Annotated in this window: 18 protein-coding genes; 11 read left to right on the top strand and 7 right to left on the bottom strand. The window is 51.0% G+C overall.

Annotated features, from left to right (window positions below; all coding sequences use genetic code 11):
* Positions 1–62 precede the first annotated feature (62 nt).
* The 8 genes from ectA to OCU43_RS13495 all read left to right on the top strand — a co-directional run bounded on the left by ectA (position 63) and on the right by OCU43_RS13495 (position 7,276).
* A complete protein-coding gene (gene ectA, locus OCU43_RS13530; RefSeq protein WP_091356125.1) occupies positions 63–557 on the top strand; it encodes a diaminobutyrate acetyltransferase in 495 nt (164 codons plus the stop codon).
* A gap of 56 nt (positions 558–613) precedes the next feature.
* Positions 614–1,921, top strand: a complete 1,308-nt coding sequence (ectB, locus tag OCU43_RS13525) for a diaminobutyrate--2-oxoglutarate transaminase (protein ID WP_091356122.1) — start codon at positions 614–616, stop codon at positions 1,919–1,921.
* 119 nt (positions 1,922–2,040) lie between these two features.
* Positions 2,041–2,181 carry a hypothetical protein gene (locus OCU43_RS13520; protein WP_175483465.1) on the top strand — a complete coding sequence of 47 codons (141 nt, stop codon included), beginning with the start codon at positions 2,041–2,043 and terminating at the stop codon, positions 2,179–2,181.
* Between the two features lie 16 nt (positions 2,182–2,197).
* Entirely contained in the window at positions 2,198–2,602 is a 405-nt protein-coding gene (locus OCU43_RS13515) for an ectoine synthase (RefSeq protein WP_091356119.1), read from the top strand.
* A 23-nt stretch (positions 2,603–2,625) separates the two neighbouring features.
* Positions 2,626–3,534: an ectoine hydroxylase gene (thpD, locus tag OCU43_RS13510; RefSeq protein WP_091356116.1), complete on the top strand. Its 909-nt coding sequence runs from the start codon at positions 2,626–2,628 to the stop codon at positions 3,532–3,534.
* A gap of 81 nt (positions 3,535–3,615) precedes the next feature.
* Positions 3,616–5,073, top strand: a complete 1,458-nt coding sequence (locus OCU43_RS13505) for an aspartate kinase (protein WP_091356114.1) — start codon at positions 3,616–3,618, stop codon at positions 5,071–5,073.
* Positions 5,074–5,255: 182 nt separating this feature from the next.
* A complete protein-coding gene (mgtE, locus tag OCU43_RS13500) occupies positions 5,256–6,605 on the top strand; it encodes a magnesium transporter (RefSeq protein ID WP_091356112.1) in 1,350 nt (449 codons plus the stop codon).
* Between the two features lie 200 nt (positions 6,606–6,805).
* Positions 6,806–7,276: a hypothetical protein gene (locus OCU43_RS13495; protein WP_091356109.1), complete on the top strand. Its 471-nt coding sequence runs from the start codon at positions 6,806–6,808 to the stop codon at positions 7,274–7,276.
* 74 nt (positions 7,277–7,350) lie between these two features.
* Here OCU43_RS13495 and OCU43_RS13490 read toward each other — a convergent pair whose 3' ends face one another.
* The gene (locus OCU43_RS13490) at positions 7,351–10,374 is read right to left on the bottom strand and encodes an EAL domain-containing protein (protein ID WP_091356107.1); all 3,024 of its coding nucleotides are present in this window, start codon (positions 10,372–10,374) and stop codon (positions 7,351–7,353) included.
* A gap of 117 nt (positions 10,375–10,491) precedes the next feature.
* On the opposite strand from OCU43_RS13490, the gene OCU43_RS13485 reads away from it, so the two are divergent.
* The gene (locus tag OCU43_RS13485) at positions 10,492–11,301 is read left to right on the top strand and encodes a substrate-binding periplasmic protein (protein WP_245756525.1); all 810 of its coding nucleotides are present in this window, start codon (positions 10,492–10,494) and stop codon (positions 11,299–11,301) included.
* Between the two features lie 116 nt (positions 11,302–11,417).
* On the opposite strand, the gene OCU43_RS13480 is transcribed toward OCU43_RS13485, so the two are convergent.
* The 5 genes from OCU43_RS13480 to OCU43_RS13460 form a co-directional block, all read right to left on the bottom strand.
* Positions 11,418–12,728, bottom strand: coding sequence for a TolC family outer membrane protein (locus OCU43_RS13480; RefSeq protein WP_245756524.1), 1,311 nt, complete (start codon positions 12,726–12,728; stop codon positions 11,418–11,420).
* Positions 12,725–15,799, bottom strand: a complete 3,075-nt coding sequence (locus tag OCU43_RS13475; protein WP_091356104.1) for an efflux RND transporter permease subunit — start codon at positions 15,797–15,799, stop codon at positions 12,725–12,727. Before OCU43_RS13475 ends, OCU43_RS13480 begins: the two co-directional genes overlap by 4 nt.
* A 2-nt stretch (positions 15,800–15,801) precedes the next feature.
* Positions 15,802–16,863: an efflux RND transporter periplasmic adaptor subunit gene (locus OCU43_RS13470; RefSeq protein ID WP_245756523.1), complete on the bottom strand. Its 1,062-nt coding sequence runs from the start codon at positions 16,861–16,863 to the stop codon at positions 15,802–15,804.
* Positions 16,853–17,488 (bottom strand): TetR/AcrR family transcriptional regulator, encoded by a 636-nt coding sequence (locus OCU43_RS13465; RefSeq protein ID WP_091356099.1) that lies wholly within the window; start codon positions 17,486–17,488, stop codon positions 16,853–16,855. Before OCU43_RS13465 ends, OCU43_RS13470 begins: the two co-directional genes overlap by 11 nt.
* Positions 17,489–17,672: 184 nt before the next feature.
* A complete protein-coding gene (locus OCU43_RS13460) occupies positions 17,673–18,854 on the bottom strand; it encodes a pyridoxal phosphate-dependent aminotransferase (protein WP_091356096.1) in 1,182 nt (393 codons plus the stop codon).
* Between the two features lie 251 nt (positions 18,855–19,105).
* Here OCU43_RS13460 and uvrB point away from each other — a divergent pair, with 251 nt between their 5' ends.
* Together uvrB and OCU43_RS13450 are read left to right on the top strand one after the other, a co-directional pair.
* Entirely contained in the window at positions 19,106–21,118 is a 2,013-nt protein-coding gene (uvrB, locus tag OCU43_RS13455; protein ID WP_091356094.1) for an excinuclease ABC subunit UvrB, read from the top strand.
* Between the two features lie 315 nt (positions 21,119–21,433).
* The gene (locus OCU43_RS13450; RefSeq protein ID WP_091356091.1) at positions 21,434–24,079 is read left to right on the top strand and encodes a bifunctional diguanylate cyclase/phosphodiesterase; all 2,646 of its coding nucleotides are present in this window, start codon (positions 21,434–21,436) and stop codon (positions 24,077–24,079) included.
* A gap of 93 nt (positions 24,080–24,172) precedes the next feature.
* Here OCU43_RS13450 and ald read toward each other — a convergent pair whose 3' ends face one another.
* Positions 24,173–25,291 (bottom strand): alanine dehydrogenase, encoded by a 1,119-nt coding sequence (gene ald, locus OCU43_RS13445; RefSeq protein WP_091356089.1) that lies wholly within the window; start codon positions 25,289–25,291, stop codon positions 24,173–24,175.
* Positions 25,292–25,631: the final 340 nt, after the last annotated feature.

Raw genomic sequence — 25,631 nt, 5'->3', positions numbered from 1 at the left:
TTTTATAATATAAAAGTAATTAGTAAAGCTAAATAAATGTAATTCTAAATATTAGAGGAACGATGGATATCTCAAGCGTAATTTTACGCACCCCTACCGCTGCCGATGGTTTTGCAGTGAATTACCTTATCAATAACATTCCCGAACTCGATAGCAACTCCTGTTACTGTAACCTGTTGCAGTGCAGCCATTTTTCTGAGACCTCAATACTGGCTGAATATGAGGGTCAGGTGGTTGGTTTTATCAGTGGTTATCATAAGCCGCAGACCCCGGACACGCTGTTTGTCTGGCAGGTCGCAGTGTCCTCAAAGGCCCGTGGTTGTGGGCTTGCAACGCAGATGTTGTTGCAGCTTCTGGCATCAGGTGGAAACCGTTCGGTGTCACATGTTGAGACAACAATCACAGAGGATAACGCCCCCTCATGGGCGTTGTTTACACGTCTGGCTAAGCAGTGTAGTGCCCCCCTTGAACGAGCGCTGATGTTTGATCGTGCAGAGCACTTTAATGATCAGCACGATTCAGAGTTCCTGGTCCGTATCGGTCCACTCCATCGTTAATATTTCGTAGTTCTATATAAATTGTCCCTTAATTCTTAATAAATATGAGTATTGTTATGAAAATTTTTGAACAGATTGAATCAGAAGTTCAGTCCTATGCACGTTCGTTTCCCCGTGTTTTTAACAAAGCGCAGGGGGAATTCCTCTATGATGAAGATGGTAAGCGCTATCTTGATTTTCTCGCCGGTGCCGGCACCCTGAACTATGGTCATAACAACCCTGTATTCAAAGAGAAACTGCTGGAATATATCCACGCAGATGGGATCACCCATGGCCTGGATCTGCATACCAAAGCTAAAGGTGAGTTTCTCGAGGCGTTTAATGAAAAAATTCTTAAGCCCAGAGATCTGGATTATGTGATGCAGTTTACCGGGCCTACCGGAACCAATGCGGTGGAGGCTGCGCTGAAACTGGCGCGAAATGTCACCGGTCGTGAAAATGTGATCAGTTTCACCAATGGTTTCCACGGCGTCACGATGGGAGCCCTGGCGGCGACCGGTAACTCTCACCACCGTGGTGCTGCCGGTGTTAGCCTGAGTGGCGTCAGCCGGATGCCGTTTGATGGTTATCTGGGCGATGATATCGACACCACCGTGTATCTGGATAAAGTGCTGACAGATTCCAGCAGTGGTATCGATAAGCCCGCCGCTGTCATTGTGGAAACGGTTCAGGGGGAAGGGGGCATCAATGTTGCTTCTGTGGAGTGGCTGCGACAGCTGGAAAAAGTGTGCCGTAAGCATGAAGTGTTGCTGATTGTTGATGATATTCAGGCCGGTTGTGGCCGAACTGGCACCTACTTCAGCTTTGAAGAAGCGGGCATAAAACCGGATATCGTCACCCTGTCTAAATCTCTGGGTGGCTACGGTCTGCCTTTCGCCGTTGTACTCTTTAGTCCAGAGCTGGATCAGTGGAAGCCGGGTGAACACAACGGTACTTTCCGGGGTAATAACTTCGCGTTTGTTACTGCGAAGGCTGCGATTGACCATTACTGGTCTGACGATGCTTTTGCCGCCGATATCCAGAGTAAGGGGCGCTACATCAAAGAGCGACTGGAGCAGTTTGTTGAACAGTATGGTGATGGTAATTTTTCAACCCGGGGCCGGGGCATGTTCCAGGGTATCAACTGTGTCAGCGGAGAGCTGGCTGACAAGATTACCACTCAGGCGTTCCAGAAAGGCCTGATCATCGAAACCAGCGGTGCCGATGACCAGGTCATCAAGCTGTTCTGTCCGCTGGTTATCAGCATGGAAAACCTGGCCGCTGGTGTTGATATTCTGGAGAGTGCAATCCGTGAGGTATGTGCCAAAGAGGATAGCTTCCCCGAGCAGAAAAAGTATTTTGATCAGGTTTCTATGGCCAGCTAAACATGGCCGAGCAGGATCTGATTCATATCTGGAGAGGGGAGCGGGTATTGCTCCCCGAGAGGCCACAGCGGTGTCTCTACAGGCTTCACTGCCTCAGAGGGTCGGGATTGATTCGGGTGATGTCCCGATCCCGGCCATATCGGCTGAAGTCGGCGCAAAGCATGCTGATTCCGGCTGATGAGGTGGTTACCGTCTCCGGCAGTGAGGATATGGTCATCACCCTGAAGCCCGCGTCAGATGCAGAAGCAACTAAAAACTGAATATTAAGGAAACAAAATGATTGTACGTGATTTAGCAACAGCCGAGCAGAGTAATCGTCGAATTGTATCTCCCGATGGTAACTGGGAAAGCACCCGGATGCTGCTGAAAGATGACAATATGGGATTCTCATTTCACATCACCACCATCTATAAGTATGCTGATTTTGGCATGCATTATCAGAACCATCTTGAATCGGTCTACTGTATATCCGGTGAGGGTGAGGTTGAAACGGTACCTGAAGGAAAGAAATATCCGATTAAACCGGGTACTCTCTATATTCTTGATAAGAATGATAAGCATATCTTGCGGGCTTTTGAAGAGATGCAGATGGCCTGTGTTTTTAATCCGCCCCTGAACGGTAAAGAGGTTCATAACGCGGAAGGCGCGTATGAGCTGAATGCGGAAACAGTGACTGCTTGATTATGAATATGAGAGGAATGTTTATGGCGGGTGAACCAGAGTGTGAAGACCTTTACCCATCACGACAGGGTGTTCATCGTATTACCCAGCGCCAGGATCCAACGGTCTACGCGCCTAAGGGGCGGGTTGCGCCCATCTCTGATCAGCAGATAAATGATTATGCAGAGCAGGGGTTTATGGTGCTGGAGGATATGTTTTCAGCGGTTGAAGTCAACATGTTTCAACAGGAGCTGGAACGGTTACGCAATGATACGGAGGTGAAACAGTCGGGTGAAACCATTACCGAGCCGGAAAGCGGCGAAGTGCGCTCGGTGTTTCGGGTACATGAAAACAGCCCTCTGTTCAGGAAGCTGGCGGCCGATCCGCGCCTGGCAGAACTGGCACGGTATATTCTCAATGATGAGGTGTATATCCATCAGTCCCGTCTTAACTATAAGCCGGGATTTCGGGGTAAAGAGTTCTATTGGCACTCAGACTTTGAAACCTGGCATGTGGAGGATGGGATGCCCCGGATGCGGGCACTGAGTATGTCGATTACATTAACGGAAAACTTTGACTATAACGGCCCGTTAATGCTGATCCCCGGTTCCCATCAGCAATATGCGGCCTGTGCCGGAGAAACGCCGGAAAATCACTTTCAGTCCTCTTTGAAAAAGCAGGAATATGGCGTGCCTTCTGATGATCAGCTAAAGCAGATGGCTCAATCCGGCGGGATTGTGAGCGCCAAATGTAAACCTGGCAGTGTCATCGTTTTTGACTGTAATGTGATGCACGGTTCAAACGGAAATATTACGCCGGAACCGCGTTCCAATGTGTTCTTTGTTTATAACGCCATGAGTAACCAGGTTGTTGCGCCGTTCTGTGATCAGCCTCCCCGTCCGGAATATATCTGCAGCCGTGAAAATATTTCGGCAGTTCCGCCTGCTGAGTGAGCTGTGAGCCGCTCTGAGCGGCTTAACTTTTGAGCGGCAGTGACTGTTGCAATCATCTTATAAACTGAAAATTTGAGAGTTATGCACACTATAGAAAAGATCGGCGGCACATCGATGTCTGATTATGTGTCGGTCCGGGATAATATTATTTTTAAACCCTCTAATCCTGACACACTCTATCAGCGAGTGTTTGTTGTCTCAGCCTATGGCGGAATAACGGATAAGCTGCTGGAGCACAAGAAGAGCGGTCAGCCGGGCGTTTACGGCCTGTTTGCCAGCAGTATGGAAGATAAAAGCTGGCTTCAGGCGCTGGAGCAGCTTAAATGTGAGATGTACGATCTGAATCTGCAGCTGTTCGGTAAAGGTGAGCTGTTGATCAGAGCGAATAATTTTATTGATGAACGGTTGCAGGATGCCCAAAAATGCCTCACCGATCTGCACAGCCTGTGTATGCATGGTCATTTTGCACTGGATGCCCACCTGGCCACCGTTCGCGAGATGCTCGCCAGTATTGGTGAAGCCCACAGCGCCTGGAATATGGTTGAGCTGCTTAAGCGTGATGGTGTCAGTGCCTGCTATGTTGACCTGACTGGCTGGGATACGGATCGGCATATGTCACTGGATGACCGCATCCGATCAGCGTTCCGCTCGATCGATCTGGATAGCCAGTTGCCGGTGGTGACCGGTTATGCCCACAGTGAAGATGGTCTCATGTCCTCATTTGATCGCGGCTACAGTGAGATGACTTTCAGTCGTCTGGCGGTGCTGACTCAGGCCCGGGAAGCGGTTATTCACAAAGAGTTTCACCTTAGCAGTGCTGATCCACGCCTGGTGGGTGAGGGTAATGCGGTGCCGATTGGACGCACCAACTATGATGTGGCAGATCAGTTAGCCAATCTGGGGATGGAGGCGATCCATCCGAAAGCGGCGAAAGGTTTGCGGCAGCACAATGTTCCGTTGCGGGTGAAAAATACCTTTGAGCCGGAACACACCGGCACCCTGATTACCGGAGACTATGTCAGCGATACTCCGCGGGTTGAGATAATCGCCGGTTGTAAGGGGGTCTATGCACTGGAGCTGTTTGATCAGGATATGGCGGGCAGTCTCGAAGATTATGATCGGGAAATTCTGGCGCTGATTAAGCGTTTTCGCGCGCATATTGTGTCTAAGGATGTTAATGCCAACACCATCACCCACTATCTGGCGACCAACCTGAAAACGGTTAAGCGGATTCGTTCAGCATTGGCCGAGAGGTTTCCTGAGGCTGAACTGGATCAGAAAAAAGTGGCGATCGCCTCGGCCATTGGCAGTGATATGGAGGTGCCTGGAATTCTGGCTAAAGCGGTATCCGCTATCGCAGAAGGCAATATCAGTGTCCTGGCGATTCATCAGTCGATGCGGCAGGTGGATATGCAGTTTGTGATTGAGGAAACCGATTACGATAATGCGGTGAAAAGCCTGCATAAAGCGCTGGTGGAGGTACATGACCACGGACGGGCGATCTGTCTGGCGGGTTATCCGATACAGCCTGTTAACTGATAGTTTGCATGATTTTCCGCTCTGGACTGAGACTGCAAGATGATTAAAATATCAATGATTGAAATATAGCGTTCTTTTCAACGGGTTGCGGAGTAGAGTATTCAGTTGAGTGTTTATGGGTATCCTTAACACGCTGCGACCGTACTGAATTGTTCAGGGAGCTTATCAATCAGGAGTAGGGTATGTCTCAGGTTAATCTGCGCATCGATCAGATCCATGAAGCGATCGAGCGACAAGACGATGTTACGCTGAATAACCTGCTGGCCGAAGTCAGCAGTAGCGAAACAGCCCGTCTTATTGAGGCTTCTACCCCGGAAAATCGCTCAGTTATATGGGCATGTCTTGATGTGCAGAAGCGCGCCGGGGTGCTGAAAAGCATTCATGGCAAAGTGCGTCAGTTTCTCATCGATAATACCCCGCAAGAGGCTTTGTTAGAAAGTCTGTTCCTGTTGCAGCCGGATGAACTGGCTGATATCGATGAAGATCTTCCCGGTACCGTAATCAATGCGATGATTGCAGCGATGGATGAGCTGCGCAAACGTCGCTATAACAGTGTTAAGCACTATCCGGATAACACGGCGGGTGGCCTGATGGACACCGATGCGACCGCGGTCAGAGCCGATGTGTCGGTGCTTTCTGTGCTGCGGTATCTGCGTTTGCTGCGCAATAAAGAGGGTGAAATGCCCGAGCAGCTGGATAGTCTGATGGTGGTGGACCGGACCAATAAGCTGTTGGGGGTACTGCCGCTCAGTGAAGTTGTCTCACTGCCGCCCGATACTCTGGTGGCCGATATTCTGGATGAGAGCTTTCAGGCGATACCGGTCGACGCCAGCCAGGAGCGGGTTGCCCGCATATTTGTCGACTGTGATCTGCTGTCTGCACCGGTGGTTGATCATAACTATCGCTTATTGGGTCGCATTACCATTGATGATGTGGTCGATGTGATTCAGGAACAGGCCGACGATAAGTTATTGCGCTCGGCTGGTCTGGAAAGTAATGCGGATATGTTTTCGCCGGTATTAACCAGCGCCTACAAGCGGGGTTACTGGCTGGGGATCAATCTGATTACTGCGTTTGTTGCGGCCTGGGTGATCGGCTTATTTGAAGCGGTAATTGAACAACTGATTGCACTGGCAGTACTGATGCCGGTGGTGGCCAGTATGGGCGGGGTGGCGGGGTCGCAGACGCTGACGATTGTGACCCGTGGCCTGGCGCTTAACCAGATTGGCCGGAGTAATATCCCGCAACTGATCGCCCATGAAGCCTCCGTGGTGTTTCTTAATGGCCTGGTCTGGGCGCTGGCGGTGGCGGCTATCGCGCTCTATTGGTTTGGTGATCCGATGCTGGGTGTCGTGTTTGGCATGGCGTTAATGATCGTGCTGGTTACCGGTGTTATCGGGGGGATCTTTATTCCGTTATTGCTGCAACGGATGTCTATTGATCCCGCTGTGGCGGGCAGTGTCGTGCTGACCACGTTTACCGATGCTATCGGTTTTTTTTCCTTCCTGGGGTTGGCAAAACTGCTTATCTGACTCTTAAACCACTCCAAAGCAAGCCCGAGCGTCAACTGCTAAGCTAAAACAGGGTTAAGCAAGTAGGGTTAGGCAAGCAGGGGGAGGCAAGCAGGATAGAGCCATCGCATGATAACTGCTGTGTTGCGCTAAGCCGAAGCAATCTTCTTAACCTAATAGATAATGAGCACCAATAACAGGTACCAGACAACGAGGTAAGGATGGAATTTATTACTGTTGGCGAAACTATCAACTGTGTACGAGTCTTCAATGATCCCGATACCGGCGAAGAGAAGCGGTTGGTGGTGACATCGTTTAATGCGCAGGTTGACCGGGTCGCTCCCCATGTAGCTGCGGCACTGACTCAGGATGAGCGGGAACAGCTTGCACACTGGCTGACTGACCGAACCCGGTTGCAGTCTGTACTGGAAGAGAAGTCGATTGAAACGACTATTCTGGAAACTCTGCCTGCGTTGATGGCGCAGGCAGTCGATGCGCTGGATAAGCTGGAAACGTTGGATCGTAAGACCTATGAATCGATCACTCAAAGCCTTAAAGCGCTGAGCGACGCTCTGGAGCGGGCAGAGTCTCACACCACCTCACATTCAGTTGAACTTGATCAGATGCAGGATGACGAAGCACTGAAAGAGCGTCTGGATGTGATCCGGGATAATCTGGAAAAAAGAAAATAGCTCAAAAATATCATTATCGGGACGCCGTTCCTCCAGCCGGGATAGCCGAAGAAAACGCCCCGCAGCCGCTGACGTTATTTTTCGGCCGGTGTTGTGGTTTGTTTTTGCAGCAGGGTTAACAGCGTATCACCGGTCATCGGCCTGGCCAGCAGATAGCCCTGGATCATGGGTGAACCAAACTGCTTTAGCAGATCCAGCTGACTCTGTGTTTCCACCCCTTCAACGACTGTTTTCAGGGACAGGGAACTGGCCAGGGAGATCATGCCTGAGACCAGTGACTGAGTGTCCTGATTAGACTCAAGGTCATCAATAAATGACTTATCAATTTTGAGTCGCTGAACCGGATATTTTTTCAGATAGCTGAGCGATGAATAGCCGGTACCAAAATCATCGACGGCGATATCAACCCCCATCGAAACCATGGATTCCAGTTGCTGATAGATCTTTTGTTCTTCAAGTAACAGAATGCTTTCAGTAATTTCAATGATCAGGTCGGAACCCTTGAGTTTCAGGGCTGTTATTTCCTGTGTCAGCTGTTCCTCCACATCCCCTCTGAGAAACTGCGAGCTGGAGATATTGATACTCACTTTGGGCGCATGTTTACAACTATCCGAAAGCTCACGGGCAAACTGACAAGCTTCATGGATCACCCATTTGCCAATCGCGTGAATCAGAACTGATTCCTCAGCGATGGCAATAAACTCATGGGGAGAAACCGTGCCCCGCTCAGGGTGTTGCCAGCGGATCAGCGCTTCTACCGATTCAATGCGATCGCCATCGATGGACCATATGGGTTGGTATAGAAGGTAGAACTCATCTCTTTCCAGCGCTTTAAACAGATCCTGCTCAAGTTGGCTTCGGCGCAGTGAGTCTTCGTTCAACTGCTGGTTAAAATATTCCCGGGTGTTGCGACCTCTTTGTTTTGCCTTATACATAGCGTTATCGGCATTCAGCAGAAGGCGTTCCGGGGTTGCAGCATTATCGGGATAGATTGCGATACCGATACTGCAGGAGATATAGGCCTCATTGTTTTCAAGCTGATAAGTTTGTACAAGGCTGTGCAGGATTTTCTGGGCAATCTCTTCGATGGATGCGATGCGGGTTAATTCGGTAATCACCACCGCGAACTCGTCTCCCCCCAGACGCGCGACCGTATCGGTTCTGCGAATGCAGGACGTTAACCGTCCGGCAACCTGTTTCAGTAACAGGTCCCCTGCAGAATGACCAAATGTATCGTTGACGTACTTAAAGCGGTCAAGGTCTATATAGAGCAGGGCGGTTTTTGTCTGGCTGCGGTCGGACAGCGCGAGTGCCTGTTTTAAGCGGTCTTCAAACAGATGGCGGTTGCACAGGCCGGTCAGTGTGTCGTAATTCGCCTGTTGGATAATGATCGCTTCATCCTGCTTTCGCTGGGTGATATCACTGAACAGTGCAACATAGCCCTCATGTTCGCCGGCGGGGTTAAAACGGCAGGATATCGTCAGCCATTGGGGATAGACCTCTCCGTTCTTTCGCTTGTTCCAGATCTCTCCCTCCCAGGCATGAGTCGCTTCCAACTGATGGTTCATCTCCTGATAAAAACTGCTGGGATGTAAGCCTGATTTCAGAATCGAGGGGGTTTTACCCCGGACTTCTGATTCACTGTATCCGGTGATCTGCTCGAAGGACTCATTAACCATCTGAATACGGTTGTGCTGATCTGTCACCATTATTGCTTCTGCTGCAACACTGAATACAGCAGAAGCCAGCCTGAGTTTTTCCTGTGCTTTCTTCTCTTCGGTGATCGGTTGCTTCAGGGCAATATAATGGGTGATCTCTCCCTCTTCATTGATGAGCGGGCCGATGGAGGAACGCTCCCAGTATAAGCTGCCATCTTTGTGCTTATTATGAAATTCACCCTGCCAGGTTCCCCCCTCTGACAGTGTTTGCCACATTTTTGTGTATTCAGTATCAGAGGTCTCTCCGGATTTGAGAATCCGTGGGTTGCGTCCGATAACCTCATCTTTGCGGTAACCGGTGATCTTTTCAAAGCATCCGTTAACGTATTCGATTGTGCCGTCCGGATCGGTTATAACGATAACGGTGGGGCTGTGTTCAACCACCTCGGAGAGCAGTGCGACCTCTGCTTTCATCTCCATCGCTCTGTGGCCATTGCGAACCACAAACACTGCCCCCACAATCAGGATAATGTTTGATATGAGCAGGATCAGCAGCAGACTCAGTTTCTGTTGCAACCAGAGGAAAAAAGAGCCCTGATGGTTAACCACGATGGCAACCGCGAGAGGGTACTTGGTCAGTAAGCGGATCGCAGTGGTGTTGAGGGGGAGAGTCCCGAAAGTGTTATTGACCCAGTGTTCATCAGCTCCTTCCGATAAAATGGCTTTCAGATGCTGAATAACATAGGAGCGGTTTGGCCCGTATAATCCTTTCTGTAACAGGGTGTTACCCTCGAGATCCGTCAGGTATACGCTGTCGCTTTTTTCCAGATCGAGGTCGCTGATATAACGGGTAAGGTAGCTGGGATTAAAGGTCGCAATAATGAGTAGCCTTTCTCCCTGCCGGGAGTCGGTTTCAATGGCGATGGGGATAAGTTCCCGCAAACTGGCCTCATCAGGGAAGGTGCCTTGTGCTGGAAGAAAGCGACCTTTAAGGGTGTTGCCTATGATTAACCCTAATGAGTAGGTGCTGCGGGCGGATTGATCCAGCCCTAAAATGTTCAGATTAATATTTTTTGGCGAGGTCGTCTGAGTGTCTATCAGGGTGTCGCGCCCCTTAATCACCACAATCTGTCTAAGCTGAGGGGCAAACTTCAGGATTTTTAGTGCTCTGTCACGGATTCTTGCTGTATGTCCCTTTCCCAGATCGCCATCCAGCAGATCATCGGACAGTGACACCAGGCTGACCTCGAGTCCCTCCAGGGTTCGGGTAACGGTGCCCTCAATCATTCGCGCATAGAGAGCAGAGCGTTCAGTGCGTTCCTGAATACTCTGCATAAAGCTAAACCAGAGAACAACAATAAACAGCAGGGTGGTGGCTAACACCCCCCCATAGACCCATCTGGCGAAAGAGGGAGGCTTCTTTTGATTAGTACTACGCATAAAATTACAACTCGCATCAAAGAAGCGGAAGAAAAACGATCATATATCAGTTGCAGGCTTGAAATGAATCAGAACATAGAACTTAATTGACCCCTGACAGCAAACCCGGAGATAAGAATGATGCCGTTTAACTCTAAAATCATGCTCTTTATCGCATTATCGCTGCTGACGATCTCAATTAACAGTGCCAGTGCCAGTGCCAGTGAACGTTCTGAAAAAATTATCCAGGCAGGCCAGATCCGGGTCTGTATCTGGCCTGATTACTTTGCCATCAGCTATCGCAACCCCCGCACCGGGCAGTTGGAAGGGATCGACATCGATATGGCCCATGAACTGGCCGACTCCATGGGGGTCGGGTTACAGTTTGTAGAAAGTTCTTTTTCTAAGCTGGTGAGTAATCTGAAAAATGACGCCTGTGACATCGCGATGCATGGTGTGGGTATCAGAGACAGTCGCAAGCCCTTTATGGAGTTTTCACAACCCTATCTGGCCAGTGGAATCTATGCCGTCGGCACCAAGGATAATACCGGAATCAGCCGCTGGGAGGATATTGACAGGACCGGTGTGGTGGTCGTGGTGCAGAAAGGCACCTATATGGAACCGGTAGTGAAACAGACTTTTAAGTATGCCAGTGTCTCCGTTGTGGATAGTTTTAAAGCCCGTGAACAGGAGGTTCTGAGCGGCAGAGCCGATGTGTTTATGACCGATTACCCTTATGGCAAGCGGATGGCTGCACTGACGCAGTGGGCGGTGCTGATGGCGCCGAAAAAACCACTGGCAAAAACCTATTATGCTTATGCCGTGCCGAAAGGGGAGATCGATTGGTTAAAAGAGGTCGATGATTTTCTTAAGGCGATGAAAAAGAGCAACAAGCTGTATCAGTCGGCAGTAAGAAATGGGTTAAGTGAGATCGTGGTTACTGACTGAGAGTCTCTCTGTTTGTCGCTATACAGCAATAAAAAAGGCTGATGTGATAGATCAGCCTTTTTTGCTTTGCATTCAGGAATAAGAGTGTTCCCTCAGATGTCTGCTCTTATTTCGCTTTAGTTGGCCAGCATCCACTGATCCAGACCGAGGATATCATCCGGGCTCAGCGTGCCCACCTGCTGTTTAAAACTGAACAGGTTCTGGATGTAATCGAAGCGGGCATTGGCATAATCCCGTCTGGCTGAATAGAGTTGCTGTTCGGCCTGCAACACATCGACAACATTTCGGGTGCCCACGTTAAAGCCCTCTTCCGTTGCTTTCAGGGCGGTCTCGCTGGAGAGGATGCTCTGTTTGCGGGCCGCTACACTGAGGACATTGGTCTGCAGGTTGCGTAGCAGGTTACGGGTCTCCTGAATCACGGCACGCAGGGTATCATCTTGTGTATAACGGGCCTGTGCAAAGCCGTATTCGGCCTGACGACTTTTCGAGCTGGTGGCACCACCGGAGAAGATCGGTACTGATAGCGTCAGACCGATCTGGTTGGTGTCTTCCCAGTTGTCATTGCCGGTAGGCTTACCTTTATCCCGATCATAACTGGCGGTCAGCGACAGGGTCGGCAGGTGACCACTGGAGGCCGCCTGCGACTGACGTCGTGCAGCTTCAGTATTTGCCTGGGCGACTTTCAGTGACAGGTTGCCAGCCTGTGCTTTCTCAATCCAGGCCTGAGGATCGATTGGGCTGATATTCTCAATCGGGTACTCTTTGGAGAGGGGATCGATGCTGCCGACAGGCTCACCTGTGAGTCGCTCGAGTTCCTGGAAACTGTTGTCCAGATCACCCTCGGCCAGAATTCTGGCAACCTTGGCATTGTCATAGGTTGCCTGAGCTTCCTGAACGTCGGTAATGGCGATCAGGCCGACTTCAAACTGGGCGTTAACCTGGTCCAGACGGCGTTTGATCGCCCGTTCCTGAGCCTGCGCGGTTTCCAGGGCAGTCTGTGCTCTCAGGACACTGAGATAACTGTTCACGACCCGCAGAATCAGAGCTTGCTGGGCCTGATCAAACTGCAGGCTGGCCGCTTCAGATTGCGCCTCTCCCTGCTTGTAGGTAAACCAGGAAGCTGCGGAAAACAGTGGCTGACTCAGGCTGACGGTATAACCGTGATTGTTGTAATTCGCATTTTCCGCTTCGATCCAGGTGGTATTGCCGGTCAGTGAGATGCTTGGCAGCAATCCAGCCCGGCCTTGCGGCAGGGCTTCTTCACCCGCTTTGGCACCCGCCTCAGCGGCCTTCAGTTGTGGATCCTGATCGAGGGCCTGCTGATAGATCTCCGTCAGTGCTCCGGCGTTTACCTGGGGAGCAATCAGGGCACAACTGATGGCGGTCGCCAGCAGAGTACGGTGTATTGTACGTTGAGTTGCTTTCACTGCTCTGATCCTTGTTCCATTAGTTGATAGTCCGGCTCTACTTTTTTGAACAGACGCCGTCCCAGATAGCTGTAAACCGTTGGTACTATAAATAAGGTTAACAGGGTACCAAAGGTCAAACCACCGACAATTACCCAGCCTATCTGCTGCCGGCTCTCGGCACCGGCTCCAAAGGCGACTGCCAGTGGTACGGTACCCAGCACCATGGCGCCGGTAGTCATCAGAATAGGGCGCAAACGCATGGTTGCTGATTCAATAATAGCCTCTTGTAGCTCACGTCCCTGATCCTGCAGCTGATTGGCAAACTCCACGATAAGAATACCGTGCTTAGTGATCAGACCGATCAGGGTGATCAGGCCGATCTGACTGTAGATGCTCAGGCTGCCGCCAGAGAAGTACAGGGCAAAGAGACCACCAAACAGCGCCGGGGGTACCGAGAGCATAATGATCATCGGATTACGGAAGCTTTCAAACTGTGCCGCCAGCACCAGAAAGGTGAAGATCAGCGCTAATATAGCAGTGACCATCAGGCCGCTACCAGACTCTTTAAACTCCCGTGACTGTCCGCCAAAGTCGTACAGGGTTTCCGGGCTGATCTCTGCCATCTGTTGCTCAAGAAAATCCAGCGCCTGTTTCAGACTGTAGCCGGGTGCCAGAATCGCCTGAAACTTAACTGACTTCATCTTATCGAAGTGGTTCAGTTCCTTAGGCGCGACACTCTCTTTAATGTCGACCACCGAGCTCAGCTGCACCATCGTGTTGTCGTTGGTGCGCAGATACAGATTGCTCAGGTCGCTGGGGCTGCGGCGCTGGCTGGGTTCAACCTGCAGGATAACGTCGTACTGTTCCCCCTCTTTCTTAAAGCGGGTGACATTACGGCTCGCCATATAGGTTTCGATACTGCGTCCGATCAGGTTGATATCCAGGCCCATCTCCGATGCTTTATCCCGGTTCACATTCAGTGACAGCTCGGGTTTATTAAGCTTCAGGTCGATATCGGGTTGCACAAACCCCGGGTTCTTTAATATCCGCGCCATCAGCTGGTCAGAAATGGTTTTCAGCTCAGCATAATCGGTATTCGACTTGATGATGAACTCCACTGGCCGGGAGACAAAGCTTTGTCCCAGGGAGGGCGGGTTCATGGCAAATGACATGGTACCGGTGACGCCACCAAACAGTTGGGGTGTCAGCTCGGCAACAATACTCTGCTGCTTCTGTGTCCGTTCGTCCCAGGGCTTCAGGCCAAGGAAGGTCATCGAGTTGGTTTCAGTCGGGAAGCCGACGATGGTAAAGTAGCGATTGCCGCTGGGTTGTTTGGCAATCATCCCCTCAACCTGTTTGGCATAGCGGTCGACATAATCGACCGATGCGCCATCGGGAGAGATCGACATCGCCAGAATAGTACCCCGGTCCTCCACAGGCGCCAGCTCCTGCGGTAACTTAGTGTACAGCAGACCTGCACCCCCCAGACTGACCGCCATAATCAATACCGCCAACAGGCGAGAGCGCAGTACTTTCTTCAGCAGCGACTGATAGCCGTTGGTGAGACCCTGAATCCAGCCTTCAATCAGATTGAAGATCGCACTGTGGCGTTTTTCATGATGCAGCAGGCGTGAGCACATCATCGGTGATAGCGACAGGGCGATAAAGCCGGACACCAGCACGCCGCCAGCCAGCGTCAGGGCAAACTCAGTGAACAGTTTGCCGGTTCGTCCCGGTGTAAAGGCTACCGGTGCAAACACCGCGACCAGTGTCAGGGTGGTGGCGATAACCGCAAAGCCGATCTCTTTACTGCCTTTAAAAGCCGCCTGGATAGGCGATAAACCCTCCTCAACATGGCGGTAGATATTTTCCAGCATAACGATGGCGTCATCGACCACCAGACCGATCGCCAGCACCATCGCCAGCAGAGTCAGGGTGTTGATACTGAAGCCCATCGCCAGCATCAGGGCAAAACTGCCGATCAGTGACAGCGGGATCGTTATCACCGGAATCAGGGTCGCCCGCAGATTTCTCAGGAAGAAAAAGATAACTGCGATAACCAGTACGCTGGCTTCAAAAATAGTTTTGAACACAGACTTGATCGACTCAGAGATAAAGATCGAAGAGTCATAGGCTATTTCAACATTCACCCCTTCCGGCAGCGCGGCTGTAATCTGTGGCAGACGCTCCTGGATACCGTTTGATACATCCAGCGGGTTGGCTGTTGACTGCTTAACCACCCCGAGGGCGACGGCGGACTTGCCTTTGAAGCGGGATTTACGACGTTCATCTTCCGGGGCGATCTCCACCCGGGCAACATCACGGACTCTGACCGCATAGTTGTTGTCATTGCGGATGATGATATCTTCAAACTGTTCAATGGTGTTCAGATCAGTTTTTGCCAGGACGCTGAACTCCCGTTGATCACTCTCGATACGACCGGCAGGAATCTCTACGTTCTGACTGCGTAACGCGTTCTCAATATCCTGTGGAATAACCTGATAAGCCGCCATTCGAGCAGGGTCCAGCCAGATGCGCATGGCAAAGCGACGATCACCGAACAGCATAACGTTGGCAACACCATCTACCGTTTGCAGCGGGTCTTTGACCATCTTATCGGCAATCTGTGAGATCTCCATCATACTGTGATTGTCGGAGGAGAGTGCCAGCCAGAATACCGGTTGCGCGTCCGCTTCCGTTTTCGCTGTGATGGGTTCTTCAACATCATCGGGCAGGGCGCCCCGCACCCGGCCAACCCGGTCACGGACATCACTGGCCGCATCGTCAGGGTCACGGGTCAGCTTAAAGGTAACCGTGATCTGGCTTTTTCCCGAGCGGCTAACCGAGCTGATGTAATCGACCCCTTCGATGCCAGACAGCGAATCCTCAATAATCTGAGTTACCTGCGTTTCTATAATCGACGAACTGGCACCCGGGTAGTTGGTTTCAACGGTGACCACCGGCACATCGATCTTAGGATATTCCCTGACCGTCAGACGGTCGTAAGACACTGCGCCGACCAGTAATATCAGCAGACTCATAACAGTCGCCAGTACCGGTCGTTTGATACTGATTTCAGAAAGGATCATATTCAGGCTCCCGGTTGTTCAGCCGAAGGCTGCGCGGGTTGTTCTGTACCATCAACAAAAATAGGTGTGACAGGTGAGCCAGGGAATAGCTTGATCTGCCCGGCCGTTACGATCACCTGGCCTGTTGCAAGACCCTCGAGAATATTTACCTCTCCTTCGCGACGCAGACCCAGTTTAACCGGCGACATCGCTATTTTTCCGTCGTTGACAGTCATAACGAAGAAGCTGTTGTTCTGAGGGATAATCGCCTCTTCAGGCACCATCACCGCGTTTTCATTGGTGCTGGTGATAATCTGAATACGGGCAAACAGGCCCGGACGCAGCAGGTTGTCACGGTTCTCGATTCTGGCGCGGATAGCAATATTGTGGCTGCGCTCGTCGATGCTGGGGGCGATGGCGTAGATGGAGCCATTGAATGTTTCACCCGGCAGTGCGTCGACCTGAACCTTAATCTGCTGTCCGTTGTGGATATTGGCCAGCTGATTTTCCGGCACTTTAAAGTCGACTTTCATGGTCGCGATATCGGTCAGCTCCACCAGATCCTGACCGACAGTGACATAATCGCCAGGGCTGAATTTCCGCAGTCCGATAACGCCGTCAAACGGGGCCTTGATAGTCATTTTATCCAGCTGAGTCTGAGCCACCTGTTGTTGCGCCTGATCCACCTGAAGCTGAGCCAGGGAGGAGTCCATATCCTGTTGTGAACCTACTTTTTTCTTAACCAGACTGGCTGCCCGGTTGTAGGCGATACGGCTCAGATTAACACGGGCCTTACTTTCCTGAAGCTGAGCTTTGTACAGGGATGACTCAAGTACGATCAGCGTCTCACCCGACTTAACGGTGGAACCCTCGGTGAAAAGAACCTTCTCAACACTGCCGCTCTGTTCTGGTCGCAGGATGATTGATTCGTTGCCACTCAGACCACCGACCGCTTCGATCATATGGATGAGTGATTTGCTCTGTACGTGGATTACCTCAGCGGGAAGTCCCTGAGCATGTACAGCAGGTGTACAGGTCAATATCAGGCTGAGGAGTGTAGGGGGCAAGAACTGTTTAAATTTCATTATTATCTCCATCCTTAGTCTCAGGATTTTCCAATGGTGCATACAGTGTATAAATAACGTCGGCCACTTCTCGCAGAGGGGTGGTTGAAGCTTCAACTTTGGTGCGTAGCAGTGCGCCTTGCCAGCTATCCCAGAACAGTTGTGCCAGAGCCCTCGCGGAAAGGTCATTGCGGAAGCAGCCCTGTAACTGACCCTCCTTAAAACTCTCTTCGATGCAGTCGATCACGCGGTTACAGGACAGACTGATAATCTCGCGAAATGAGTTACTGGCGTTACCTACCTCACCCATCAGGTTGGTTAATAAACAGCCTGTCGAATCAGGGTCATTCTCATAATCAGCGATGAACTGGTCGATCGCAAGACGGAATCGCTCAAGAAGATTACCTTCGATGGCGTTGGTCCGTTTTTCCCATTTTGCATCTTCAAGCTGATGGCTGTATTCCAGCACTTCTACAGCAAACTGCTCTTTACTTTCGAAGTAGTTATAAAAAGAGCCTTTCGGCACCTGGCAGGTATCGAGAATCTCTTTCAGGCCGGTGCCGTGATAGCCTTTCCGATTGAATAGCTCCATGCCTGTTTGCAGAATCCTTTCTCTATTGTGTTCATTGCGCTTCGGGCGGTTCATGTTAATTAGACCGGTCGTCTCATGAGTGGAAAAGCAATTATAGTTCCCACTGAATGAAATGCAATGTCGTTTAGATTAAAGTTTTCTGCTTGCCTGAGCATGACCGGTGTTGCTGTTGCTCAGGGTATCTGTGATCAGCATAAAAAAAGCCGGGCTTTGCCCGGCTTTTTGTTTAGCGATAGCTTTATTTTTCCAGCGCGGCTTTGATCCGGCTGATGGCATCGGCCAGTATTTCCAGTGAGGTGGCGAAAGAGAGGCGCATATTTCCCGGTGCGCCAAACGCTGATCCCGGTACCAGTGCAACACCGGCTTCCAGAAGCAGGAACTCAGCCAGATCGATATCGTTTGCAAAGCGATCATCTTTATCGATGATTTGCTGAAAACTTGGGAATGCGTAGAATGTCCCGTCAGCCGGAATACAATCGACCCCGTCAATCTCGTTGAGTTTTTCAACCACGAAGTCATGACGCTGTTTGAACGCCTTAACCATCTCTTTCACACACTCCTGATCGCCATCCAGTGCAGCTTGCGCGGCAACCTGAGAGATCGACGTCGGGTTGGAGGTGCTCTGAGACTGAATCTTCTTCATCGCGCCAATCAGCTGGGCCGGGCCTGCGGCGTAACCAATCCGCCAGCCGGTCATCGAGTAGGCTTTAGATACGCCATTGAGCACGATGGTGCGATCATACAGTTCAGGGCAGACATTCAGAATGTTGATGAATGGCGTTTCAGTGAACAGGATATGCTCATACATGTCATCAGTTGCGATCAGTACATCTGGATGCTTCGCCAGCACTTCCCCCAGACCTTTCAGCTCTGCTTCTGTGTAAGCAACGCCGGTTGGGTTGGATGGACTGTTCAGCACCAGCAGACGGGTCTTGTCTGTGATCGCTGCTGCCAGTTGCTCTGGGGTGATTTTGAAGCGTGCTTCCTGGGTTGTGGTAACAATCACGGGTACGCCTTCGCCCATCAGCACCATGTCGGGGTAAGATACCCAGTAGGGTGCTGGGATAATCACTTCATCGCCAGGGTTCAGCAGGGCCAGTGACAGGTTGAAAAAGCTCTGCTTACCGCCACAGGAAACCAGAATCTGATTGGCTTCATAGTCAAAACCGTTGTCCCGTTTGAATTTTGCAATAATCGCTTTTTTCAGAGCGGGCGTGCCGTCAACAGCTGTGTATTTTGTGAAGCCGTTGTTAAGGGCATCAATAGCAGCGTTTTTAATGTGATCCGGGGTGTCGAAATCAGGTTCGCCGGCCCCCAGGCCAATGATATTTTTACCCGCTGCACGCAGTTCAGCAGCACGGTTAGTCACTGCCAGTGTCGGAGAAGGTTTAATGCTGTTAACGCGATCGGAGAGTTGCATTGTCCTAGCTGTATCCTCTGAAAAAATGTGGTGCTGTACCACGGTGTGTTCAACCGATAAATGATACCGGAATCCGGGATGCGGAAAAATCCTTTTCGACGCGGAATCAGATTAAAAGTAGTATTTATTTCAATAAAGAGGCAACTATTTCTGCAAAACAGATCAACGCTAAGGCTGAATGATCATTCAGCAGAAAATATTTCTTACAGGTATAATAGTCCGCTTCAGTTTTTGGCCCGTACAGATCATCTATGAAACAGCGTTTTCAGGTTCAGTCAAAATTTCAGCCCGCAGGAGATCAGCCTGCCGCCATCGCAGGGCTGGTCAACGGAATTCAGGCCGGTCTGGCCTCGCAGACACTGCTGGGGGTAACCGGTTCCGGTAAAACCTTTACCATTGCCAACGTGGTGGCTGAATTGCAGCGGCCAACGATCGTTCTGGCACATAATAAAACGCTCGCCGCCCAGCTTTATGGTGAGTTCCGGGAGTTTTTCCCCAATAACGCCGTCGAGTATTTCGTATCCTACTACGACTATTATCAGCCAGAGGCTTACGTTCCCTCCTCAGATACCTTTATCGAAAAAGATGCGTCGATTAATGAGCATATCGAGCAGATGCGTTTGTCTGCCACTAAAGCGCTGCTGGAGCGTGAAGATGCCATCATCGTTGCCACGGTCTCTTCAATCTACGGCCTGGGTGATCCGAAATCCTATCTGGGGATGATGCTGCATCTGGACCGGGGAGATGAAGCGGACCAGCGGACAATTCTGCGTCGTCTGGCGGAACTGCAATACACCCGCAACGATATCGAGCTGCATCGCGGAACCTACCGGGTTCGCGGTGATGTTATCGATGTGTTTCCGGCGGAGTCGGAAAAAGAAGCGATACGTATCGAGCTGTTTGACGATGAGGTGGAAAACCTCAGCTATTTCGATCCGCTGACCGGGGAGGTGCTGCGGCGGGTTCCCCGCGCCACCATCTATCCCAAGTCTCACTATGTTACCCCGCGGGATATTCTGGTTGCCGCAGTCGACCGGATCAAGGAGGAGCTGGTCCAGCGGCTTAAGCAACTGCGGGATAACGATAAACTGGTTGAAGCGCAGCGACTTGAACAGCGGACACTTTATGATATCGAGATGATCATGGAGCTGGGCTATTGTTCAGGTATTGAAAACTACTCCCGCTACCTGTCAGGCAGGGACCCTGGACAGGCACCGCCCACCCTGTTTGATTACCTGCCGGACGATGCGTTGGTGGTGGTGGATGAGTCACACGTGACAATCCCGCAGTTAGGGGCGATGTATAAAGGAGACCGTTCCCGTAAAGAGACGCTGGTGGAATATGGCTTTCGACTGCCATCCGCTCTGGATAACCGGCCTATGAGGTTTGAGGAGTGGGAAAGGCAGGCACCGCAGATGATCTTTGTCTCGGCAACACCGGGTAAGTATGAAGCTGCAAACGCTGGCCAGGTCGTGGAACAGGTGGTACGTCCCACCGGTTTGCTTGACCCAGAGGTTGAAGTGCGTCCGGCCCGTAATCAGGTGGATGACCTGCTGGGGGAGATCCATAAAGTTGCCGCAAAAGGCGAACGGGTGATTGTCACGGTGCTGACTAAACGGATGGCTGAGGATCTCACCGAGTATCTGGATGAACACGGTGTTCGGGTGCGTTATCTGCACTCCGATATCGATACCGTGGAACGGGTTGAGATTATTCGTGATCTGCGTATCGGAGAGTTTGATGTGCTGGTGGGTATCAACCTGTTGCGGGAGGGTATCGATATGCCGGAAGTGGGGCTGGTGGCGATTCTGGATGCCGATAAAGAGGGTTTCCTGCGATCCGAAACATCCATGATTCAGACGATCGGTCGGGCGGCGCGGAATATCAATGGCCGGGCTATTCTCTACGCCGACCGGATTACCGGCTCGATGCAGCGGGCGATGGATGAAACCGGGCGTCGGCGGGAAAAACAGATGATTCATAATCAGCTTCACGGTATCACTCCGAAGGGAATCATGAAGTCAGTTGCCGATATTATGGAAGGGGCTTCTGCCATTCCCGGACGTAAAAGTAAGTCGGGCCGTAAAGTGGCTGAGCCAAGCGCTGAATATCAGATCGATCCGAAACAGCTCAGTACCGCTGAGTTGGCGAAAACCATGAGTCGCCTGGAAGATCAGATGTATGAAGCGGCAAAAAATCTGGAATTTGAAAAAGCTGCGCAATACCGCGATCAGTTGGAAAAACTCAAGCACAGCGGATTATAAAAATAGACTTATTCGCAGTGTCGGACCGGATGGGTGTTCTTTGATTCCGGGCTTTAGTCATGAGGCTGGTCGATAGATCCGTGGGGAGGTCAGATTTGATCTCTGCTATATATATACAATAATACAGTTGTTTGAAATTAATCGGCTGCTCAATCTGGGTAGTCGGCGCTTATATATGGCAGGTAAATAACGTTACAGACGTGTACATTTAGACCCAGTTCACAAGGGATTGTAATGTATGCATCGTTGTCTTAATTTTGAAGCCATTGATATTTTGTTTATCCCTGATCCTGACCTAATTGCCGGAGCCCTTTTATGAAAGCCAGAGCGGTTCTTTTTGCTCTGACCATCCTCTGTTGTCTTGTCGCGGCTACCGGGGTGATCGCTAATTATCTTAATCTGGTTAGCTTTAGCGAGCGTGATGCTCAACGCAACGCTGAGAATACCGTTGATCTGCTGCAGCATGAACTGGATGCCGTATTCGATGGCTATTACCGGCAGGTAGCATTTCAGGCGGTGTTGCCTGAGATCCAGAACTATCTGCTTGGAGAACACACAGATGTTACCCCTCTGCTGAATCACGTGTGTACTCTGTCCGGCGCTTCGCTCTGCTATATCCTCGATAAGCAAGGCATATTTGTGGCCGCCAATGATTTTCAATTTAAAGCTCAGACACTCAATCAGGACTTTGCCTTTCGTCCCTATTTTAAAGAAGCGGTGGCATCTGGCGCTTCTGTCTATCCGGCGCTGGGTGCCAGTACCCATGAGCGGGGGGTCTACTTTTCTCACCGGGTGCTGGATACTGATGGGCAATTTATCGGGGTTGTGGTGAACAAATACCCGCTACAACCTTTAGAGCAGGTATCCTGGCAGCATGCGGGTCATGTTGTGTTGTTGGACCGCAACGGAATAATCTTTGCCTCCAACAGACCGGATTGGATTTTTAGTAGTCTGTTACCACTGGATCCGATGCAGCAGGCGACCATTCGACAAACAGGCCAGTATGGTACATTGCCAGAACCCGGGGTTGAGTTTAAGTGGTTGCCCGATGGTGTCATTCAGGGGGACTCCGGCGAGCATTTCCGCGCCTACCAGGCCAGTGTTCAATATTTGCCAGGCTGGTCCTTAACCTATCTCGACAGTACTGATCTTTCTCCCTTTAGCAGTCGTCGTTCGCTATGGCTGTGGTTAATGATCGGCTTCAGCCTGGTGGTCATTGGCATGGTGAGTTTTCTGTATCGCCAGGGGAGCAGACAAATTTTGCTTCGGCAGCAGGCTGAAGCTGGCTTAAAGCGCAGTGAAACACGGCTGCAGCAATTATCACAGGTGTCTACTGAAGCGATTATCATGCACCGGGGCGGGCAGATTCTGGACTGTAACCCCGTGGCAGAGGAGATGTTTGGTTATAAGCGTCGGGAACTGATGAATCTACCACTGCTGCAGTTGTTCAAAACGGACCATCAGCAGGATGTCGAGCAATACTATAACCATGATGAGCCCGGCTTCGAGGCGGAAGCGATACGGGCCGATGGGGTGTTGTTCCCGGTTGAGGTCAGCTATCAGTTTACTCAGATTGACGGTGAATCCGTGGGGATGAGCTGTCTCAGAGATATTTCAGAACGAAAAGAGTATGAGCATCGGGTGCAGTATCAGGCTCAGTTCGATGCCCTGACTAATCTGCCTAATCGCAAGCTGATGCGGGCCCGATTAAACCGGTCGATTATCAATGCCCAGTCAAAAGGCAATCTGGTTATCCTGATGTTTATCGACCTGGATGACTTCAAAAAAATCAATGACACTCTGGGGCATGAGGTCGGGGATGAACTGTTGGTGATGGTCGCCCGGCGGTTGCAGGATGCTGTGAGAGAGGATGATACTCTGGCGCGGTATGGCGGTGATGAGTTCATTTTGTTACTGGAGAATCAGGATAACCTCTATAACGCCGAAATTGTGGCGCAGAAAATTCTGAAGATGCTGGCGATGGCGTTTCAGATACAGGAGCGTAGCTTTTACATCAGCGGCAGTATCGGCATCGCTGTCTCTCCGGGGGATGGTGTGGATCCGGATGAGTTGCTGAAAAAAGCAGATACGGCCATGTATCGGGTTAAAGAGCAGGGACGCAATGGCTTCAGCTTTTACTCTCCGGAGATGAATGATTACGTCTTAGGTCGTCTGGAGGTGGAACAGCAACTCAGGGGTGCGCTGGAGCACAATGAATTCTGTATGCATTATCAGCCGATCTACTGTCTCAACCGGAAAAAGGTGATCGGTGCTGAAGCGCTGATTCGCTGGAATAACCCCACACTGGGGCTGGTCTCGCCGGAACAGTTTATACCGGTAGCGGAGCAGACCGGACTAATACTGCCGATCGGCGAATGGATTATACGGGAGGTCTGTGAGCAGGGCGTTCGCTGGCGCCGTAGTCTGGGGGAGGATTACCGAATCGCTTTGAATGTCTCTCCCCGACAGTTCCGTGATGGACAGATAGTGCCGGTACTCTTGCGGATTTTTGAAGAAACGGGCTTTGACCCCACCTGTTTAGAGATTGAGATCACCGAAGGTTTGTTGGTGAGAAATGATGACTCTACTGCTCAGACATTATCACAGCTGAAGTCGCTGGGGATCTCGTTATCGATGGACGATTTTGGCACAGGCTATTCATCGTTAAGTTATCTGAAACAGTTCCCCTTCGATGTGATTAAGATCGATCGTACCTTTGTGCGTGATCTGGCCGATGACCCGGGCGATCAGCAGTTAGTAACGGCAGCACTGGCGATGGCTAAAGGGATGGGCCTGAAAGTAATTGCCGAAGGTGTTGAGAATCAGTTTCAGATGGATTTTCTAGCCAGTGCCGGGTGCGATGCTCTGCAAGGATACTATCTGGGGCGGCCAGTATCAGCAGAAGAGTTTCAGGAAAAGATCATCCCATCGTCCGAGTTCAGAAAAATGCTTGAGGTATAAACCAACACTATCGACAGATAGTGTTGGCTTGCTGGCCAGAGAGCTGGCTCTGTGAAGATCGGTGCGATTGTCAGTAGTTATTTTGAAGCGTTATTACTGCGCTATCGCTGTTTCAGGTGCCAGGTAGTCGTAACCTAAGTCTGATGCCACTGCCTGGCAGGTGATGTTGCCCCGGTGGACATTTAAACCATTGCGCAGGTGTGGATCATCCAGCAGTGCCTGTTGATAGCCTTTATCAGCGAGGGCAACAGCAAATGGCAGGGTGGCATTGGTCAGCGCAAAGGTCGAGGTGCGTGCCACGCCACCGGGCATATTGGCAACACAGTAATGGATGATACCTTCCACCTCATAGGTAGGGTCCTGGTGGGTGGTTGCATGGGATGTTTCAAAGCAGCCCCCCTGGTCGATAGCCACATCCACCAGTACCGAGCCATTTTTCATCTGCTTCAGCATTTCCCGGGTGACCAGTTTCGGGGCTGCGGCGCCCGGAATCAGTACTGCGCCGATCACCAGATCCGCAGCGATCACCTCATGCTCAACAGATTCAACACTGGAGTAGAGCGTCTTCAGCCGTGGTCCATACTGTTCATCCAGCAGCTTCAGGCGGGCGAGTGACCGGTCCAGTATGGTGACATCGGCACCCAGGCCCATTGCCATACGGGCGGCATTGATACCGACAACACCGCCGCCAATCACGGTGACTTTCGCTGGTGCTACACCGGGAACACCGCCGAGCAGAACACCCATGCCTCCCTGCGCCTTTTCCAGTGCGTGGGCTCCTGCCTGAACCGCCATCCGGCCTGCTACCTCACTCATCGGTGCCAGCAGCGGTAATCCACCCTGCGCGTCGGTAACCGTTTCATAGGCGATGGCAATACAGTCAGATTCAACCAGTAAACGGGTCTGTTCAGGATCCGGCGCGAGGTGAAGGTAGGTAAACAGCAGTTGTCCCGGACGCAGCATTCTGCACTCGTCAGGCTGAGGCTCTTTTACCTTAATAATCATCTCGGCGCGGTCGAAGATCTCCTCAGGGGTGTCGATCAGTAAAGCTCCGGCCGCTTCATATTGTTCGTTCAGCAGACCTATCGCAGTGCCTCCGTCACGCTGCACCATCACTGTATGGCCATGGCTCACCAGTTCACGCACACCGGCTGGCGTCATACCGATGCGGAACTCATTGTTCTTTATCTCTTTAGGGATACCGATCAGCATATTCAGTTCTCCTGCAGGTGAAATAACAAAATAATCCTTCGCTCACTTAAAGTTAGCACCGGTTATGGGGATTTTTCCGCCAAAAAAAAAGCAGAATTCAGAGTTTTCGCTGGCATAGAGATCAAATATCAGAAAGATTAACAGTGAAATTTTTTAAATGAATGCTACTGGTCAGGAGCGGTTTTGCTAACACCGTTGGTGTCGGTATACCCAGAGCGGAACAATAGCAGGCCGGATCACCAACTCATTAGTCTATTGTTATCAGGGCAAACGTTAAGTAAGGAGTCCCTAAGGCGCGTGTCAGCGATATCCCGTGACGGCCTGATAAGGAGTTGCTAAC

The organism is Amphritea atlantica (assembly GCF_024347255.1).
GTDB classification, from domain to species: domain Bacteria; phylum Pseudomonadota; class Gammaproteobacteria; order Pseudomonadales; family Balneatricaceae; genus Amphritea; species Amphritea atlantica.
This window is presented reverse-complemented; position numbering and strand designations above follow the sequence as displayed.

What these genes read in the sequence shown, in the direction of transcription:
- OCU43_RS13520 (WP_175483465.1), top strand. Translation starts at nt 2,041, where the DNA reads ATGTCCCGATCCCGGCCATATCGGCTGAAGTCGGCGCAAAGCATGCTG.
- OCU43_RS13465 (WP_091356099.1), bottom strand. Translation starts at nt 17,488, where the DNA reads ATGAACCGCCCGAAGCGCAATGAACACAATAGAGAAAGGATTCTGCAA.
- uvrB (WP_091356094.1), top strand. Translation starts at nt 19,106, where the DNA reads ATGAAACAGCGTTTTCAGGTTCAGTCAAAATTTCAGCCCGCAGGAGAT.
- OCU43_RS13475 (WP_091356104.1), bottom strand. Translation starts at nt 15,799, where the DNA reads ATGATCCTTTCTGAAATCAGTATCAAACGACCGGTACTGGCGACTGTT.
- OCU43_RS13470 (WP_245756523.1), bottom strand. Translation starts at nt 16,863, where the DNA reads ATGAAATTTAAACAGTTCTTGCCCCCTACACTCCTCAGCCTGATATTG.
- OCU43_RS13515 (WP_091356119.1), top strand. Translation starts at nt 2,198, where the DNA reads ATGATTGTACGTGATTTAGCAACAGCCGAGCAGAGTAATCGTCGAATT.
- mgtE (WP_091356112.1), top strand. Translation starts at nt 5,256, where the DNA reads ATGTCTCAGGTTAATCTGCGCATCGATCAGATCCATGAAGCGATCGAG.
- ectB (WP_091356122.1), top strand. Translation starts at nt 614, where the DNA reads ATGAAAATTTTTGAACAGATTGAATCAGAAGTTCAGTCCTATGCACGT.
- OCU43_RS13485 (WP_245756525.1), top strand. Translation starts at nt 10,492, where the DNA reads ATGATGCCGTTTAACTCTAAAATCATGCTCTTTATCGCATTATCGCTG.
- OCU43_RS13490 (WP_091356107.1), bottom strand. Translation starts at nt 10,374, where the DNA reads ATGCGTAGTACTAATCAAAAGAAGCCTCCCTCTTTCGCCAGATGGGTC.
- OCU43_RS13450 (WP_091356091.1), top strand. Translation starts at nt 21,434, where the DNA reads ATGAAAGCCAGAGCGGTTCTTTTTGCTCTGACCATCCTCTGTTGTCTT.
- OCU43_RS13505 (WP_091356114.1), top strand. Translation starts at nt 3,616, where the DNA reads ATGCACACTATAGAAAAGATCGGCGGCACATCGATGTCTGATTATGTG.
- ald (WP_091356089.1), bottom strand. Translation starts at nt 25,291, where the DNA reads ATGCTGATCGGTATCCCTAAAGAGATAAAGAACAATGAGTTCCGCATC.
- ectA (WP_091356125.1), top strand. Translation starts at nt 63, where the DNA reads ATGGATATCTCAAGCGTAATTTTACGCACCCCTACCGCTGCCGATGGT.
- OCU43_RS13460 (WP_091356096.1), bottom strand. Translation starts at nt 18,854, where the DNA reads ATGCAACTCTCCGATCGCGTTAACAGCATTAAACCTTCTCCGACACTG.
- thpD (WP_091356116.1), top strand. Translation starts at nt 2,626, where the DNA reads ATGGCGGGTGAACCAGAGTGTGAAGACCTTTACCCATCACGACAGGGT.
- OCU43_RS13495 (WP_091356109.1), top strand. Translation starts at nt 6,806, where the DNA reads ATGGAATTTATTACTGTTGGCGAAACTATCAACTGTGTACGAGTCTTC.